This window comes from Lacimicrobium alkaliphilum, assembly GCF_002591895.1.
In the GTDB taxonomy this organism is placed as follows: Bacteria; Pseudomonadota; Gammaproteobacteria; order Enterobacterales; family Alteromonadaceae; genus Lacimicrobium; species Lacimicrobium alkaliphilum.
Map to the genome: position 1 here is coordinate 112,451 of NZ_NISX01000011.1, position 18,760 is coordinate 131,210.

12 protein-coding genes are annotated in these 18,760 nt (G+C 48.8%); 6 read left to right on the forward strand and 6 right to left on the reverse strand.

Features of this window, described 5'->3' with window-relative positions; all coding sequences use genetic code 11:
* Window positions 1-10: 10 nt before the first annotated feature.
* Entirely contained in the window at window positions 11-1,285 is a 1,275-nt protein-coding gene (locus tag CDA54_RS11975) for a D-tagatose-bisphosphate aldolase, class II, non-catalytic subunit (RefSeq protein ID WP_099035252.1), read from the reverse strand.
* A gap of 303 nt (window positions 1,286-1,588) precedes the next feature.
* On the opposite strand from CDA54_RS11975, the gene CDA54_RS11980 reads away from it, so the two are divergent.
* Window positions 1,589-3,046 carry a Gfo/Idh/MocA family oxidoreductase gene (locus CDA54_RS11980; RefSeq protein ID WP_099035253.1) on the forward strand — a complete coding sequence of 486 codons (1,458 nt, stop codon included), beginning with the start codon at window positions 1,589-1,591 and terminating at the stop codon, window positions 3,044-3,046.
* 100 nt (window positions 3,047-3,146) lie between these two features.
* Here CDA54_RS11980 and CDA54_RS11985 read toward each other — a convergent pair whose 3' ends face one another.
* The 3 genes from CDA54_RS11985 to CDA54_RS11995 all read right to left on the reverse strand — a co-directional run bounded on the left by CDA54_RS11985 (window position 3,147) and on the right by CDA54_RS11995 (window position 10,441).
* Window positions 3,147-4,457 carry a DUF3472 domain-containing protein gene (locus tag CDA54_RS11985; RefSeq protein ID WP_099035254.1) on the reverse strand — a complete coding sequence of 437 codons (1,311 nt, stop codon included), beginning with the start codon at window positions 4,455-4,457 and terminating at the stop codon, window positions 3,147-3,149.
* 90 nt (window positions 4,458-4,547) lie between these two features.
* The gene (locus tag CDA54_RS11990; RefSeq protein ID WP_099035255.1) at window positions 4,548-7,487 is read right to left on the reverse strand and encodes a discoidin domain-containing protein; all 2,940 of its coding nucleotides are present in this window, start codon (window positions 7,485-7,487) and stop codon (window positions 4,548-4,550) included.
* 86 nt (window positions 7,488-7,573) lie between these two features.
* On the reverse strand, window positions 7,574-10,441 hold the full coding sequence (locus tag CDA54_RS11995) for a TonB-dependent receptor (protein WP_099035256.1): 2,868 nt from the start codon (window positions 10,439-10,441) through the stop codon (window positions 7,574-7,576).
* A gap of 512 nt (window positions 10,442-10,953) precedes the next feature.
* Between CDA54_RS11995 and CDA54_RS12000 the strand changes: the two genes are divergently transcribed.
* The 5 genes from CDA54_RS12000 to CDA54_RS12025 all read left to right on the forward strand — a co-directional run bounded on the left by CDA54_RS12000 (window position 10,954) and on the right by CDA54_RS12025 (window position 16,551).
* Window positions 10,954-12,294 (forward strand): sugar MFS transporter, encoded by a 1,341-nt coding sequence (locus CDA54_RS12000; protein ID WP_099035257.1) that lies wholly within the window; start codon window positions 10,954-10,956, stop codon window positions 12,292-12,294.
* A gap of 113 nt (window positions 12,295-12,407) precedes the next feature.
* Entirely contained in the window at window positions 12,408-14,393 is a 1,986-nt protein-coding gene (locus CDA54_RS12005) for a M60 family metallopeptidase (RefSeq protein ID WP_180237203.1), read from the forward strand.
* Between the two features lie 181 nt (window positions 14,394-14,574).
* Window positions 14,575-15,318 (forward strand): substrate-binding periplasmic protein, encoded by a 744-nt coding sequence (locus CDA54_RS12010; RefSeq protein WP_229748146.1) that lies wholly within the window; start codon window positions 14,575-14,577, stop codon window positions 15,316-15,318.
* 325 nt (window positions 15,319-15,643) lie between these two features.
* Window positions 15,644-16,144 (forward strand): hypothetical protein, encoded by a 501-nt coding sequence (locus tag CDA54_RS12020; RefSeq protein ID WP_143452288.1) that lies wholly within the window; start codon window positions 15,644-15,646, stop codon window positions 16,142-16,144.
* Window positions 16,141-16,551 carry a methyl-accepting chemotaxis protein gene (locus CDA54_RS12025; RefSeq protein ID WP_099035261.1) on the forward strand — a complete coding sequence of 137 codons (411 nt, stop codon included), beginning with the start codon at window positions 16,141-16,143 and terminating at the stop codon, window positions 16,549-16,551. Before CDA54_RS12020 ends, CDA54_RS12025 begins: the two co-directional genes overlap by 4 nt.
* A 140-nt stretch (window positions 16,552-16,691) precedes the next feature.
* Here the strand turns inward: CDA54_RS12025 and CDA54_RS12030 are convergent, their stop codons facing one another.
* Window positions 16,692-18,089 (reverse strand): sensor histidine kinase, encoded by a 1,398-nt coding sequence (locus CDA54_RS12030; RefSeq protein WP_099035262.1) that lies wholly within the window; start codon window positions 18,087-18,089, stop codon window positions 16,692-16,694.
* The gene (locus CDA54_RS12035) at window positions 18,070-18,759 is read right to left on the reverse strand and encodes a response regulator transcription factor (RefSeq protein WP_099035263.1); all 690 of its coding nucleotides are present in this window, start codon (window positions 18,757-18,759) and stop codon (window positions 18,070-18,072) included. Before CDA54_RS12035 ends, CDA54_RS12030 begins: the two co-directional genes overlap by 20 nt.
* Window position 18,760: the final 1 nt, after the last annotated feature.

Genomic DNA, 18,760 nt, shown 5'->3' on the forward strand with positions numbered 1-18,760 from the left:
TTGTTTACAACTAACCGCACGCGTTTGCATAATCACGCAACACGGTTCGAACATTTTCAATGATTAAGCTTTGCGCACGAGGTGCCCCCCGGCCTTGTCTTATTTCCTGATACTGCTGCGGAAAGTACTGACTGATTAAGGGTAACGGAATCTCAACTGCGTCTATATTAGACAATAGTGTTTTTAACGCATCCTGCACGGGTTTGGTATTCCAATAATAGCGGATGCGATCACTGAAGCTGTACTTTCTCAGCAGTGCAGCAGCGCCCTGCTTATCGTCATAGAATTTTTCCCAGTATTTTGGATTGGCACACATCTCTGTCTCCAGAACATCCCGTATATTGGAACGCGTCGCCTCATCGCTAAGCTGGTCTTCTATGTGACTCAAACTGAATATTGCTTCACGCATAGCGAAGGTCAGCTGAGGGCCGACTTTCAAAATAGCGAAATGCGCCTTAACCAGCTCTGCATAGGCTGATGCCTTCTGATAATCAGTAGAATGAGCTTCAAACACAATCTTAGGAACAGTTTTCACAAAGTCTGATAACGCTGTCGCGGCGGACTTATCAAAATCAAAGACTTTCAGATGGTCAAACTCAACCCCTGGCTGAACGACCAGAGCAATGACTCTGTCCCAGGCTTGCTGCAAGCCCCGGCTCTGAAACGCCTGCTGATGACTGTCATAGGTTTTTTGCACGCGATGAGTTGGCGTGACATCAATGCTACTGATTTCTTCCTTAGCCCCTCCGGGCGGCGGCACTTCAGTACCAACCACATAGCAAATATCAGACTGACCAAAGCTGTCCTGCGCCGCTTTTTCCGCGATGTCACATAAATGGGCTGCGCGTTCGGCAACAACATCGTCAGTGAGCACTTGAGGATCATCAGCGCAAGGCATACTTGTATCCAGATGAATTTTTTTGAAACCCGCTCTGACATAAGCGTCAATAAGTTCCTCAGAACGTTTTTTCGCCTGCTCATAGGGCTCATCCGTCCAACAAACAGGCCCGAGGTGATCTCCCCCTAAAAGTACCTCGCTCATTGGTAATCCCACTTTTTGCGCTAACCCTTCAACAAAACGCACAAAATCCGAGGGCTTCATTCCGGTGTAACCACCGTATTGATTCACCTGGTTAGCCGTCGCCTCAATTAACACAACGGAGCCATTTTCCTGCGCTTGCAGCATGGCCGCTTCTATTACCATCGGCTGAGCGCAACATACTGAGTAAACGCCTCGCCTTTGTCCCTGCCGGTTCGCAGATGCCATATCAAATAAATAGCTCATTTAGTCTCCCAGCCTCGACTCATATCGAAAACCTTAACTTTTCGTTATACGCCCACACAATACATGGTTTCATTTTCTTTCTCAAATATATTAAGAAACACTTTGAAAGCCACCATGAGAATGTCTTTTTATATATAAAAATCGCCCAACAAACAACGAAAAAGGGTTAAAAGCCAGATAAAACGCCACGAACAGAAGCAATAATCATGACTTGCTGTTGATTTCAAACTTTAAAAGATTTATAAATACGAAACATTTTGTAAGCAAATCCGCTCTTATTTGGGTCGGAGTGAAGGAAGGGCTATGAGCGAACTAAACAGACGAAAATTTCTTAAATCAGCGGTAGCCGCAGCAGCTGTCGGCATTACGGCCGGATGCTCTACGACAATGTCCCAACAGTCCGCTAATCCTCTGGCACAGGGCAAAACGGTCATGGGCTTAACCCCCGAAAAGCTTGATACGGTGCGTATCGGATTTATTGGCTTAGGAGTGCGTGGCTACAATTATCATTTAAAGAACTTCCTGAAGATGGATGGAGTCCGGGTCACAGCATTGTGTGACACAGACCAGAAATCGCTGCAAAACTCGGTCAACTACGTGACCTCTTTGGGTTTACCCAAGCCTGCAACCTTTAGCGGTTCCGATTTTGCTTACAGAGGCATGCTGGAACGCGACGACGTTGACATCGTCATCATTTCAACCCCCTGGAAGTGGCATTGCCCGATGGCTGTTGATGCAATGGAGAGCGGCAAGCACGCCTTTGTGGAAGTGCCAATGGCCACCAGCATCGAAGAATGCTGGAAAATGGTTGACGCTTCTGAGAGAAACCAACGTCATTGTATGATGATGGAAAACGTCAACTATGGACGCGACGAACTGATGGTGCTCAACATGGTCCGCCAGGGACTGTTTGGTGAGCTGTTGCACGGTGAAGCGGCCTATATTCATGAGTTGCGTTGGCAGATGAAAGAAATTGAGCGAAAAACCGGCTCCTGGCGCACCTATTGGCATACCAGGCACAATGGCAACTTATATCCCACCCACGGCCTTGGCCCCGTCGCACAGTATATGAACATTAACAAAGGCGACCGATTCGACTTTGTGACCTCAACCAGCTCGCCAGCACTGGGCCGGGCCCGGTACGCAAAAGAGCATTTCCCGGCAGACCATGAACGCAATCAGCTGAATTTTATTGCGGGTGATATGAATACCAGCGTGATCAAGACCATAAAAGGGCGCACCATTGTTGTTCAACATGATACAACGTCCCCACGACCCTATTCCCGTCACAACCTCATTCAGGGAACGAATGGCATTTTTGCAGGGTTCCCGAATCGTATCGCCGTTGAAAAGGCACCTGCTGAAATACAGGCCATATACGATAGAACTTATCAACAAGACCTGGCCGACTGGAAAGCGTCAGGTAAACAGGGCCGCAAACCTTCTCCGGCAAGTTTTCACTCCTGGGATTCAGACCTGGATAAATGGTATAACAAATTTGATCATCCCCTCTGGAAACGCCTCGGAGACAGTGCAAAAGGCGCAGGTCATGGCGGTATGGATTTCATTATGGCGTATCGCATCATTTATTGTTTACGCAATGGCGAACCACTTGACCAGGACGTTTACGACGGCGCTGCCTGGTCATCCATCTTTCCGCTAAGCGCTGAGTCGGTGGCCGATCGCAGCAATAGCAAAAACATTCCCGATTTTACCCGGGGTGCCTGGAAAACCGGTAAGCCACTGGGTATTGTCACCTGACAACCTGCCGACAATAGCCATACACAAAAAAGCCGATAGAATCTCTATCGGCTTTTTTAATCCGTTAAACTCAACCCTTTAGTTTCGCACAGAGCGTTGCTCAGGGCAGCTCACTGAGTTCGATATCCGGTTTCACACCGGCTGTGCGATGTAACGTTGTGTTGTATTGTGTCGGGTTCGAGAAAAAGCCTGTATTTTTCAGGTAAAAGCCGATTTCGTTAACGCCCCCCTGATAGTCCAGACGGGATTTTTTTCTGGCGGTATTATCATACGTAAATCTGGCATTACGCATCTCCTGCCACTGCCCTGACGCGGTTCGCACCCATTGATTCGAATAGGTTGCAGTTCTCTCAAACTGACCTGCACCGGTAATAAAGTTTTCCAGAAAAGAGTATGGCCCCTGCAGGTATGTTTTGGTCTGAGGACGCCTGAAGCGTGCGATCAAACGCCATTTTTTTTCCTCTGGCGCAAAAAAATACGCGCTGAATACCGTTTTCCCCTTGGTCATATCGGGCTCGTAGCGCGTCAGAAACTTGTACGTTGTGCCGGTCTTCCAGGGATAGGTCAGATAGCTCTGCCCGCCTGAGCCCTCGTTGCCAAACTTTCCGGTCTGCACACCCTGCCCTTTATTGAGCAGTTCTACACGATATTGTTGCGGGATCTGCTCAGGATCATCCGTTGTGTACGGACTCCAGATCGAAAACAATACTCTGCGCTCAGTTTCAGAATTAACCTGTATTCCAAAGTAACCACCATCGAAGCCGTTAGCCATATAGTAGGAGCCCATTGTATCCGCCCCATCTGGCACCGTCACTTCACTATAAAACCACTCGTAGTCCTCTTTGCTGTCAGGCAACTGATACTGCAGGTGTACAGAGGGTCCGCGCCGGCCCCAGTAAAAATCATCTTTGACGAAATAAGGAGCTGTGTCAGTGGCCTCTCCGCCGATAACAATATCGGTAATATCAGGCAGAGCGTTTTGTGAAGCCGGCAGGCCTTTGATGACAATGGCATGATAGCCAATTTTTTTGATATCAAAGGTGCCCACAGGAAGGGTCTTAAACTGCCTGTTGGCAATACTCACCTCATGAACGCGATCACCAATGGACACCGCAACAGAGGATTGCCCCTGTTCTAACCTCGCGGTGAGCCCCAGATTCAAACGGCCTGTGTCATTAAAATAAACAAAAGTAACCAGTTTGTGATCTGTGTCTTGCCAACCCACCACTCCATTTTCTGTGATCAGAGCATGAGATTGCTCAATACTACCTTTAACCCAGCTATTGCCTGCGACGGGCACCGGGGTTGATAACCCCAGCTTCTCAACTGACTGCTCTGCGGCACTTACGCGACCCAGACCGACAACCATGTACACACAGACACAAGCAATAGCATGTATTATTTTTTTCATTGGATTTACTCTCTTGTCGTCCTTTTCCGCGGACAAAAAAAATGGGAGAGAGATGCTCTGCTCTCTCTCCCATTTGAGTCATTACTACGACTATGGATTAATGCGAATACCGAATTCAGACGCAGATGCCCATGCACCGTCGCCCTGCTCGCGCGTTGCTATAAACTTAATATAACGTCCGGCTTTTGGTTCGAATGCGGCAGTTTTAGTATCGTCATTGGCGGCCCAGGTGCCAATTCTCACCGCCTCTCCAAAATCGCTGTCATCATCGCTGACATAGACTTCGTACTCCACAACAGTGCCGTTTCCTGCACCAGGACGGGGAGTATACTCAAAGCCGACAACCTGTTCTGAACTGCCCAGATCAACAACAACTTCATGGGGATAGGATGGCAAGCCATTCCAGGGTGTATGCCAGTGTCCGTCGCCTCCGGTAATGCCATCAAAAGCATATAACAATTCATAGCCTTCCTGAGAACCCGAAGTGGTCGAGTACGATACGGTGCTGTTGTCTACTTTCACAGACATATTCACACCCACGTTGAATTCAGAAGCAGCAGCCCACTCACCTCCACTGCGCTCAGCAAGAGCAACGAACTTGACAAACTGACCAGGCTTATCTCTGAACGTTACCGATTTCACATCTGGCGTGCCTTCCCAGGCACCTTGTGCGACAGGTTCACCAAAATCATCCTGGTTATCACTCACGTAGAGCTCGTATTCGACAATGGTGCCATTGCCTCCTCCGGTTCTTGGCGTGTAATCGAAGCGATTCACATCATAGGTCTGACCTAAGTCAATCACCACGTCATGGGGATAGGCCGGTATGCCACTCCATGGAGTATGCCAGTGCCCGGCATCACCTGTCTGACCGTCGAAAGCGAAGAACAGCTCATGCCCCGCCTGCGAACCAGAGGTTGTGGAATAGTCCAGAGTACTATTGTCCAGCAGTGTGGTCACCACATCGACGTTCTGGTGCCCATCGCCACCATCCTGGCCGCTATCGGGCGAACAGATGCCCCCGGTTTCCTGTTCATCGTCATTCCCCGTATCGGAGTCCTCATCTACCACTGTGCCATCATCAAAACCGAACTTAATCTCAGCGGCAGACGCCCAAACGTTACCACCTCGTTCTTCTGTGGCAACGAACTTGATAAACCGGGCACTGATGGGCTCAAAGCGCTCGAGCTTTTCGTCCTGATTGTCTTCCCAGGTACCGACTATCTGAGGCTCAGATGGATAGCTGTCCGGATCATCTGAGAAGTACAACTCATACCCCACAATCGTGCCATTTACACCACCGTCCTGACGCGGCAGATAACGCATCCGATTAATTTCATACGATTCACGCAGGTCAATGGTAACGGTGTGAGGGTATGTGGGTGCACCATCACCCCAGATCGTATGCCAGATAGTGTCATTATCGCCATCAAAGGCATTGCCTAATCCATTGCCATCTGCGGTTTCCGAATCAGAGTTATAGATATAATTCGACCCCGGGATCCACCCTGGTTCACCATCCTGCGTCGTCGACAACGTCAGGCACTGTACATCAGTGCGTGCCGTGACCAGAATGTTGAATGGGGTCGGTTCACGAACACTAACCGGCAACCGGCAGGTCTCATTGGCAACCCCGGAAAGTCCAACGCAGTCATACTGGTCTGGCGTCGGCTGGGCATCCTCCATCACGTAGATGTCAGCATCTCCCTCGTCTCCGGTAAGCGCCACCTCCATAATTCTCGATGCATCCAGCGCCATCACCTGATACAGCTTAGATTCACCGGCAGCGATAGACTCAATGGTCACCGCTTCATTCCGCTCAAGCAGCTCCGCTTCAGTAGCCACATTAACCGAATCTTCCTGGGTGAACTGTTCTGCTCCCGGCAGCACTTTATATACGCTGGTTTTACCCAGTATATTTTCAATATGAAGCTCAATTTCTGCTTCAGCATCGATAGCATCAAAGGTCACACTGTGGGTTTGTGGATCGACGCCCTCGGCCAGTACCTTGCCGCCGGATACAACCTTATATGAGAATTGTGGGACCTCACTGTCATCGACTGTCCATTCCAGGCTTGAGGATGTTGCAAACGACAGACTGACAGAGCTTGACGGATATACCGGTGAAACCTTTGAATACGGCCGTGCAAGTTCCCCTGTTGGTTCTTGGGGATCATCGCCATTTTCAACACCAGATGTACCTCCGGTAGTCATACGATAGTAATCGTAATTTGATTCGAAGCTGTAATTCTCATTATATTCAGTGGTCGCCTCTTCCTGCACGACTTCGTAATCAGCACTGGTAAACGCTTCCCAGGTGCCATCCATATGTCGCTTGCGCCCATTATTAAATATCGCAGTACGCTCGTGATTCCCGGTACCCAGCCAGTCTTCAACGAAAGAACCTGTCTCACTGCTAAAAACGATATAGGGCATGGGGTAATTCATGGTCACAAGGTGGGTCCATTCGCCAGTCGCCTTATCCTGAGACCAGAATGCAAAATGCGAATGACCGTCCTCGCGGGTATGCCACACGCGGGCGGCGAGGGTGTACCACTTATTGGCTTCCCAGCCTAAGTCAAAATTCATTGATTTGAGACCGGTTCCCTCTCCACCAAATGTTTCAACCTGGGTCCCTTCCCCCTGAAATTCGGCAGTAATCTCTTCACCATTAGATGGATCCCACAACGAAAATATGAAATTACGTCCATCGGGGTGGTCCTGAATACCAGCGTAGCCACCACCATCCATTCCCGCATTCCAGTTCAATACGGAGTAATAGGTATAGGGTGTGAGGCCACGCTCGGGAACAAACACATCCTGCATGATGATGTCACCATTAAAGCTATCACCAAATCTCAGCCATGTTGATGCCGCCCTGTCCGTTTCCCCTGGCTCAATAGAGACCGGCGGGGTTGGCGTTGATGTGTTGTTATCATTGGACAGCTCGTCATCGCTACCACCACAGGCGGCTAAAGCGCCAGACAGAATAAGAGAAATAAGTATTTTTAGTTTGTATTTTGAGTTCATAATCTACTCACTTTTAACTGTAATCTTTTGAAAGCTCAGGCAACGACCAGTTCATTGCCTGAGCACGCCGATATTGTTATTCCGGCTCAGAATCGATAGCTCGCCCCTAAATTGATCAGCCGTCCTGCCCGATACAAATAGGTAATCTGATCTTCATTTTCGATATACGCATAACCGCGTTCATTGGTGAGGTTTGTAGCCGACAGGCTCACATTCACCTGCTCTGTGACGTCATAGCTGGCACTGAAATCCAACTGGCCATAAGCCGCTTGCCAGCGAACTCCGCCCCAATCGTCTTCATTAGTCAGGTATTTATCTCTCCAGTTGTAGGCCAGACGCGCTTGTATTCTGTCTTTCTCGTAATACAGCACCGCGTTGTAAGAACGTTTGGACATGCCTCTGAATGGCAGGTCGCGAACACGGAAATCATACTCCTCGTGCGATTCATCGACTTCGTCATAACCAGAGTCCACATAGGTATAATTCAGCTGCACGCCAAGACCATCAAAGGGTTCCGGCAGGATGTCGTTGAACGACTGTTGATAGGCAACCTCAATACCTCTGATCTCACCTCCGGCATCACTGTTGATATAAGACTGAATCTCAAACTCCTCACCATCAATAGTGGTGGTTCCGTTGCGTCCCTGGGTAGAGAAGGTTTCAATATCCTTAAAGTACAGCGCTGCGGTTAACGCGCCATAGTCAGAGAAATACCACTCCAGGGTGAGATCGCCCTGATTCGCTCTTAATGGCTCAAGCCCCGGGTTAGATGCATGATATTCCCGCTCCGCAATGTTCAGATAGCTCCAGGCTCGTAAATTACCAATGCCTGGGCGGGTGATAACTTTAGATGCAGTAGCCCGGAACAAGAGTTCATCGGTAAGGTTCAGTTTAAAGTTGATGCTCGGTAACACGTCGGTATAAGAGTCTTCAAACTCCACTTGTTCCTGATAGTTTTCAACTTCTTCGAGGAACTGGATGATCTCAGGCTCTTCAGGGTCGGCGGCAACAAAGCGCACTAAATCAGGATTAAGTGAAAAGCCGCGACTGCCCACATCGGTTTCAATTGCCCGCACGCCGATATTGAGAACAAAGGGGAAATCCATAATTTGATTCTCAATATTGACGGAAGCATAAACAGCGCTGGTTTGCTCAGATACATCATACGAATCCCTCGGGCGAGGGGTCGCCTTAATCAGCTGATTCGCGGCTTCAGGACTGATAGATTGGTAAAAGGAAAATAACTGGTCGTAATCAAATCGGGGCCAGGGTGAGGGATGCTGGCCGGGCTCGCCATCCAGAAAGTTAGAAAAATCACTGTCGACGATGACCGAGCCGGGCAAGCGGAATAAATCAAACCCGTTAATTTCCTCGGCCGCCGAATAGTCTACAGAAAAGTCACTGTATTCATCAGACGACAACTGAGAACCCGCATTGCTGAACGCACTGGGATTTCTTGAGGCATTGGCCGAGGTGGTTTTGGTCTGCTCACCGATGTTAACGCCGAACTCGACTGAGCTTATCCAGTCCGATGCCAGGGGTTGCCAGCGACCATCGATACGAAATTCATTGACCTCATCTTTAATCCCGGTTCCGCTGTTGTAGCTGTAATGCGCACCGAAAGGTGTTTCGCGGCCAAGTGTTGGTGTAACTGATACATCGGGCAGTAAGTTATCCGTGGATGCATCGATAGAAATTTCATCCACAAAGCCTCGCGCAACAATATAGCGATTGTGACCATTGTTTTCATTCTTGGCACTGGAATGGGATACATCGAAACTCAGTGATAACTCATCAGTGGCGTACCAGTTGGCATTGATCCCAACCTGATACGTTTCGGTTATACGGGGTCTCGATACATTCAATAGCTCAGCCATGGCTCCGCCATCGTAAAGCACAATGCTGTCAACAATGCCTTCCTCGGCAAACCCGACATCTTTGACACCAGGTATACCCGGTGTCCAACTCTCGTCATAGGTTACAAACGAAATCTGAGACTCCGTCCCATTGGTTTCGTACGATGAGAAGATGCTGTCGAAGTTAACTTCCAGGTCGTTGCCAGGAAGCCATTGGAGTGCCAGACTTCCGCCGATACGCTCACGGGTGTCTTGTTTGTTTCCGTATCTCACATAGCCCGGAATGATAGAGCCCCATTCATTGTCAACGTAGGGATCAAATTCGCCATTACCATCGACATCCTGACGGATGGTTAAGTCGGCATCTTCCGTATTCGCATTGTAGAACCCCTGCCCTTCGTAGCTGTCAATTCTGAGCGTTCTCTCTGAATATACAGCGGTAAATAAAGCGCCGACAGTGCCATCCAGAAATGTATTACTAACGAGGAATGACGCTTGTGGCGTCACTTCTTTAGTACGATCTTCATAAATTCCTTCCGCAGAGGCAGAGAACGTCAATCCGTCAAAATCTAGAGGACGACGGGTTTTGATATTGATAACAGATCCAATCCCGCCTTCTTGTGTTTTCGCCACCGGTGATTTGTATACTTCAACGCCACCAAGCAGCTCAGAGGCAATCAGGTCAAAGTTAAAGTCACGGCTACTGTGTTCTGACGCCATTCGACGTCCGTTGATTGTTGTCACGTTGTAATCGCCACCCAATCCCCTGACAGTCACGTTCTGACCTTCACCGGCATTACGCGTAATGGTGATACCGGTAATACGCTGCAGCGCCTCGGCAACGTTCTGATCCGGAAACTTGCCAATATCCTCAGCAACAATCGCATCAACCACTTGCACTGAGTTTTGTTTAATATGCAGTGATTCTTTGATACTGCTTCTCATCCCGCGAACTTCAATCTTCTCCACATTTTCAGAGGCCGTCTCAGCCTCGCTTTCTGTATCTGCATCAGCATCCTGTGCGACGGCCGTCTGGGACGATACGACCAACAATGAGCTGATCAAAAGACCAAGGTAACTCTTATTAAAACCCGCCATACTGTGTTTCCCTCGCTTTTATTGTTATCAAGTGAAAGTTTATTCAATAGCCAATATCGATAAACGTAAACCATACGAAAGGCTAAAATCAACAAAAACTTAAAAAAACTTTCACTTCATTTTCATACCAGTGACAAATGGGCTGCATTAAGGCTCATAAAAACAGACCAAAAAAAAGTCAAAATCCCCGATAATACAAAGACATAGCAAACACCTTTTGAGCAATACACAGGTCTGCTCCGACCAATTTCAGCCACTCTGTCAATCAGACAACCCCTGGACAGCACTTTTCACTAGTGCAGGAAACAGTTAAATCGGGGGCTCCGGGTTTTTTCCTGAGTCATTGGTGGATCAGCTGAATGAACATTTAACCCGTTCAGCCGGGATAGCAATATGATACTCAAACCAAACAAAAGCTTTCATTTTGTTTTCTTGCTGTGTTAAAAACACATTTATCGAAACACTGTGAAATCAACCGTTGGATTTCACAAATCAAAAAAGGGCAGATAGAAATGACGGCACAATCAGATACATTGAATATAAAGAGACCAACGGCATCAGGAAGTCTCACGTCTATCGCCATTATCGGTGGGCTGTTCTTCATGTTCGGTTTTGTTACCTGGCTCAACGGCTCGCTGATTCCTTTTTTGCAGATCACTTGTGAACTCAATCACATGCAAGCCTATTTTGTGACGTTGGTGTTCTATATTGCGTACACGGTAATGGCGCTGCCGTCCGCCAGGGTATTGGTCAGAATCGGTTATAAGAACGGAATGGTGGCGGGCCTGGGGGTGATGACCCTGGGCGCTTTGTGTTTTATCCCCGCGGCAATGAGTGGTTTATTTTCAGTATTTCTGGTCGCCCTGTTTATGCTGGGAACAGGGCTTACCATCCTGCAGACGGCAGCAAACCCTTATATTGTCGCCATAGGCCCTCGTGAATCTGCCGCTGTGCGGATAAGCCTTATGGGAATTCTGAATAAAAGTGCCGGCGTGCTGGCGCCACTTATATTCACCGCGCTGGTCTTCTCAGATATGTCCCAGTACAGCGATGAGTACCTGGCAAGTCTGAGTGACATTGAATATCAGGCCGCATTGAGGACGCTATCAGAAAGGCTGATTACTCCCTACCTGATCATGGCTCTGATGCTGGCTGCTTTATCACTTTTCATGTATTGCTCACCCCTGCCTGATATTGATCTGGCTGACGATACGGCGGCGAAAGAAACTCAGGCTTGTGACAAAAAGAGTCTGCTGGCATTTCCCCAGCTCGTACTCGGCGTTTTCACCCTGTTTTTCTACATAGGCGTGGAGGTCATAGCGGGTGACACCATTGGTGTATACGGCAAAGACCTCGGTCTGAGTAATTTTGCTCACCTGACTTCTTACACCATGGCATTTATGGTCCTGGCATACATCCTCGGTATGGCTGTTATTCCCAGATGGCTGTCTCAGGAAAGAGCGCTGGAGATCTCGGCAGTGCTGGGCCTGACTTTCGTTTTCGCTATCGTTATCAGCTCTCAAGAGAACGCCTACCTTTGGGTTACCTTCTTCAGCTGGACCGGGGTTACTGCCATTCCCAATACGGTTCTGTTTGTTGCATTGCTGGGGTTCTCCAATGCCCTGGTCTGGCCGGCAGTCTGGCCCATGGCCTTAAAAGGTCTGGGTAGCCGCACAGCCGAAGGTTCCGCGCTGTTAATTATGGGCATTTCAGGAGGCGCGCTACTTCCGGTAGCTTACGGAGCTCTGGTAGAAGCAACGCATAACCCGCAGATATCTTATCTGATGTTGTTGCCATGTTATGGCTTCATCCTCTACTACGCGCGCTGGGGCCACAAAAAGGCCAGCTGGTAATCCGTATTATCCGGGGTCTGAAACGAATCACTGCCCGGGCAACGTCAAAGGAATTTGTTCAGTTATTGGCTTTACAACACTTTAAAAATCATCTGAAAGCAATGGAGAGTAAAATGAAAACAAAAACACAAAAAGTGTGCATTATTGGCGTACTTACACTTCTGAGCAGTTTGTACGGTTGCGGCGGCGGCAGCGACGGCAAGGACACTGAACCCCAGGCGGTGACTGACACCGAAGGTGATGATGGGACCGGTACTGGCACAGGGACTGATACTGGCGATGATACAGGTACTGACACGGAAACCCCAACGTCGCCCGAGCTGGTTTTCGAAAACCAGCTGCTGGTCAGCGCCGTTGACCCTAACCTTTGCATCGGCAGCGCCAATAATGAAGACGTTGCGTTGGTCGATTGTAACAATAGTGACAGCTCACAACGATGGAGCTACAACAAATCCGCCAGCGCGCTTAGTCATGTGCAATCCGATAAATGTATTGCCCGGTCAAACAGCCAGTTGGTACTGCAGGAATGTGATGACAGCGCGCCTCAGGCCTGGAGTTTCAGCGATAATATTTTTTCTCAGAACGGTGCGTCGTTTGACATAAACGTGTCCCAGATGACCTTGATCGTCTACCAGACCCATGGCGGTGCAAATCAGCAATGGATAGTGCCCTCTCTGGCCAGGGAAAGCATCAGTGAAGACTATGTAAGTGAATTCCCATTTCCAAGCTGGGATACCAATACCTATGAAACAGAACAGGCCATGGACGTTATCAACCGCAGAACGCCGATTGAAGAGGATCTTCCTTTTCCACGTGACGTCAGTGAATTTCCGGGCGAGGTCGGGGATTCCCAAGCCAGAGTGTCGAAACAAATAACGTTCAACCGTTACTTCCATGAAGATCCAACGCTCGACACCCTCAAGCGCAAACACTGGATTAGTACCGGAACCTATGCACCGGCGGGAGAAATCATCGAAATCGATGTTACCGCTGAGCATGATGTAGAAGAGCTATTTGCCATTATTAATGTACACACTGATGTTCTGGCGCTGAGCTCTGCTAATGTGACAAGCTCTGAGCTCGTTAAGCGCTACCCCGGCGTTTCTAAGAAGGTACGCCTGCAAAACGGTAACAATAAACTGCGCAGCCAATATGGAGGGCAGATTGTTATTGCTTCCGAGCGCTCAGAAGATGTTGATGTCACACTAAGCATTGCTAACGCTGTTGAAACAACACACTTTAAGCTGGGGCGTGACAAATACGTTGACTGGCTTGCCATGCGCGAAAAGAGTGCGCCCTGGGGCGTGCTGGAAGGCGAGCACGTTTATCTCGATTTATCGAAAGAGGAACTACAGAAAATTGAAGATCCGGAGGAACTGTTAAAAACCTTCGATCACACTGTTGAACTGGTACGTGACCTGGCGGGCTTTGAGGAAGGCGCTACCGGAGTGCACAAAATGCCCACATTAAAAGAGCGTTTCGTCTCTGATGTACAGATTACCGCAGGCTTTGCCCACGCCGGTTACCCTGTTATGACAGGACCTGGCTGGAATCTGTTTTCCGTAGACACGGCCAAAAACAATGGCTGGGGTAACTGGCATGAAACCGGGCATAATTACCAGCAGTTTTGCCTGTGGAGTCGTCCTTTTGGCACAGAGTCGTCAGTCAATTTGTTTTCTCTTTACGTTCAGGAAACCATCGGGCAGACCTCTCGTATCATCGAAGAAAACCGATATGCGAGCGCGATCAGCAGGTTAAATGACAACTTCTCTTTCGCCACCGATGCAAATGTCTGGGACAAACTGGTCTTTCTTATGCAGATTAAACATGCCCTTACGGATACAGGCTGGGATATGTTTCGTCAGTTGAACCGGCGTTTCAGAGAGCTGGACACGCAGCAACAACAAGCGATCTGTGCAACGGATCAAGCAAGCTTCGACAAAACCTTTGAATTACTCAGCGAAATTACCGGCTACGACCTGACTCAGCACTTTCAAACATGGGGTGTAGATGTGTCTGAACAGAGCTATAAGAAGGTTGCAGACATGGCGTTACCGCAGCCGCCGATTGATATATCAAGCGTTAACCCCGCCAACTGATGTCACAGACCCGGGCAATATAATGAAACTCATATGAGCGCAATAAACATCTTTGCGCTCATTGTTACAGCTTGCGTCAACTCTGTGACTATAATAAACGCACTGAGCTGTCACACCATGGCCGGGCACAGAACATTTAAAGACTAAGAAGCGGCAGACGCAGGAGTATGCGCTGTCGCATATGCAGATTTACTTAATGCTGACAAAGTGGTTATTGATTGGGTTAAGTCTTAGTACGGGAGTTGCGGCCGCCGAGTCGTATCATTTTGCCTCGATTAATCTGCTCGCAGAGCAGGAAGTGGGCAGAATTGTCCTGCCTGAGCTTTATAAGAAGCTCAACATCAACATTAGCATAAGCCCTTTCCCCGGCAAACGCGCAGAATACACGGCCGTGAGTGGCCAACTCGATGGCGAGATCATGCGCATTTATTCCTATGGTGAAGAAAACCCTGCCATGATTCGGGTCCCCACTGCGTACTACTATCTTGAAACCATGCCCTTTGTACTCAAAAGCCGTAATCTGCGCATTCTGGACAGAGACGATTTGCGACCTCTGAGTATTGCAAAAGTCAGAGGGGTAAAACACACCAATAATATAACGGCCGGAATGACCAACGTGCATAACTTCGATTCTCCTGCCGAGATCATGAGAATGGTAGCACAGGGCTTTGTTGACGTGGCTTTGACCAATACACTGGGCGGCTTACTGGTGATTGAAGGATTTCAGATCGAGACGGTCGTCCCTTCTGGCAAAGCTTTAGACAGGCTGGATCTTTTTCATTATATCCATCAGGACCACAAGGATTTAGTGCCCCGTATCGACGCTGTTATCGCTCAGAGTCTGGCCAGTGGCGAGCTGGAAAAAATGATTGCCGCGGCTGAGAAACAGGTGATTGAGCAAGGCACGACCATCTACTCCCGATGAATAGTCTTTTTTATTGCAAGCCGGATTCCGCCATGGCTCTCCCGCGCACGTTGGACGTTAGCCAGCGCAAGGTCGCACAGCTCAAAAATGGCGCCTACACTGTAGTGAGCATGAATCAAAGTACATTTAACACGATGATCAATCGGATGTTTTTTCACTTTCAGCTAAGTGAGCGCGCGCTTTCCTTTATACCAGAGACTGGAAAGCCTTTGTGCGCGGGTCATGCAGCCTAGCCCCTACCCTGAGAGGTCTTATGTTCAGTTTATCCAGTATCCGAAATAAGCTCATATTGATCAGTATCCTGGTCTTAGCAGGTATGGCTGGAATGTCGTTACTGCAAAGTATAACCAGCAGCAACATGGACAGGCTCAGCAGAATCGAAGTCGCGACGAACCAGGTGAACAGCGGCATGCTCACCTTACGACGCAACGAAAAGGACTTTTTACTAAGGGGAGATATCAGCTACCAGGACAAATTCAATACCAACTACAACACATTGCAGGCCACGACAAGTTTACTCAGGTCTGAATTAGCTGCAGCAGGGCTTCCTGAGCAAAAAGCACAAAGGCTTATTGAGATTTTAAGAGAATACAAAGACAAGTTTGACGCACTGATACAACAGAGTGTGGAAGTGGGGCTGACACCAGAGTCTGGTTATTATGGAGCGCTAAGGAGCGCCGTGCATAACGTTGAAGAACAGGTAGACACGGCTGAGAATGACGCCCTCAAAGCAGATATGCTGATGAGCTCAATTCAATCACCGCCAGTACCAGAGACGGGGTTAACCGGCAGCAACATGAAACCGAGTCTGTGGCGGCAGCGATGAATCAGATGACAACCACGGTTCAGGAAGTATCCCACTCGGCCTCAGAAGCGGCCAATGCATCGAAACAAGCAGATAACGAATCAGCAAAAGGCCGGCAACTGGTCAATGACGCGGTGGAGGGTATCCGTGAACTGGCGCAGCAGGTGGTAAAAACGGAGCAGGAAATCAACGTGCTTCAGGAAGAAGCGGCAAATATATCAACCGTGCTGCAGGTTATCAGCGAAATCGCCGAGCAAACCAACCTGTTGGCGTTAAATGCTGCTATTGAAGCGGCCAGAGCCGGTGAGCAGGGGCGTGGATTTGCGGTGGTGGCTGATGAAGTGCGCACGCTGGCGTCGAGAAGCCATGATTCAACTGAACTACAAAGTGTTGTGCAACAATTTAAGATTAGCCAGGTACGGGCATAGCCCGGAGGTTATGCCCACCTGGCTGAAGAAGGTCTGTAGTCGAACAGCAAACACTGACCGGCCCGGACACAAACTGTGAACAGGCTGCGAAAGCGAGCCGGTAAATGGCTGGAACAATCCAGGCGCGCAAATATATCATCTTATGCGTCTGATCTGGGGAGGAACAGCCTTACCGTCAATCCCTGCCCCTGCTCTCCAGAATCCAGGCTGACATGGCCTTTGTGCAGTTCGAGTACTGCTTTGACTATTGACAGGCCAAGTCCGTACCCTTTGTAGTGTCGGCTGTTATCTACCCGATATAAGCGTTGAAACACCTGCTCATGAAGCTCTGCAGGGATCCCCGGGCCATTATCTTCAATAACAATTTCACAGGCTTTTTCATGCTTTTCAATACGCAGGGTGATAGTGCTGTGTTGTGGTGAATATTTTATCGCATTCTCCAACACGTTAAACACTGCCCGGAAAAGCAGACTGCGCTCACCCTGAACTATCGGGCGGTCTTCATTTTCACAAAAATGACAGGTCAATTGCTGATTTTTATCCTCAGCTAAAGCGCTGGCCAGCTCAATCGCATCGGCACAGATTTGTGTCATATCCGTCGGCTTAAATTGCCCCTGCTCCACGCCTTTTTCTAAACGGGATAGCTCCAGCATCGCATTAAATGTCGCGATAACATCGTCCAGGCTGTCGATTAATTCATCTTTGCATTTCCGCTGGGCTGTATCGTTTTCGGTATCTTTCAGGTTATCTTCCAGTGAAATACGAATCCGGGTTAGCGGGGTGCGAAGATCATGTGCGATATTGTCAGTAACCTGCGCCACTGAATCAATCAAATCATCAATTTCATCCAGCATGCTATTGATTTGATAGGCAATAGCATTGAATTCATCGTTTCTTTTACTTAGCGGTAGCCTGGCCTCACGGTGCCCCGCCTGAACATCCATGCTGAGCTGTGCAATTTGCCTGACCCTGGACAACACTGAGCGATTAAACAAAAAACCGGTGACGGTTGTGATCAGTAAACAGGCTAACAGGCCAACACCGCTGACTGTAAAAAATGCGATATCACGTGTCATATAGTTTTCATCAATCACCCCAACCACCAGGTTACCAAAGGGGCTCGATAGCTCTGCTCCCAAAACCATCGCAACAGAGGTTTGTCCGCCAGGGTCAACCACGGCAATGGGAAAGTAGCTTAAATCCGGAAAAGTGCTGAGATTATCCGGTACTCTGCCCAGGTTACCGACATACTCACCATCGACCTCCAGCGCAAGAACCGCTGACGCGCTTTTATCGATCCGGCTTTCAATAACGCCGATAAATCCGTTTTCATTCATCTGCGGCGTTTGGGCAAGATCAATCAAAGACTGCATTGTCATTTCCACTTGCCGTGCTTTCTGGCGTTCCTGTTCTCCTATCGTAAAGTGGTACACCAACACCAGCAGACTGCTGGTAATTAAAAGCACCAACAGGGTAAACAACAGAGTAAAGCGCCAGACAGAGGTACGCAGTTTTTGATTAGGCTGGCCCAAGGACATAACCAGCACCTCTGATGGTATGGATCAATTGAGACTGGTCGTTCGCTTCCAGCTTCTTACGCAGCTTCGCGATGTGCACATCAATAACATTGGTTTTTGGATCAAAATGATAATCCCAGACCTGCTCGAACAGAAGTGTACGGGAAATCACCTGGCCGGGATGCTCCAGCAAATACTTCAGCAGTTGAAACTCTTTCGGTTGCAACTTGATTTCACTGCCATTACGGGTCACTTTGTGGCCGATCAAATCCATGCTTAAGTCACCCAGTGCTAATTTCGTGACTGGCCCTGCCCCGGGGGTTGCTGTCTGTTTTCGCCTTTCTGCGAGAATCACGGCCCTGACCTGCAATTCCTGAAAAGAGAAGGGTTTGGCCAGGTAATCGTCTCCGCCTGACTTAAGCCCTTTAATACGTTCATCTACATGCCCCAGTGCACTGAGAATGATCACCGGCGTTGTTATCGATGCGGCACGCAGTGCAGACAGCACTGCCAGCCCCTGCATTTTGGGCAACATCCTGTCCAGCACAATAACGTCATACTCGTTAGTGGTTGCCATAAACAGGCCGTCAGGTCCATCCTGGGCGGTGTCTACAATTGCACCGGCTTCCTGAAAGCCTTTCTGGATATACTCTCGTGTTGATGTGTCATCCTCAACAACAAGTATTTTCATT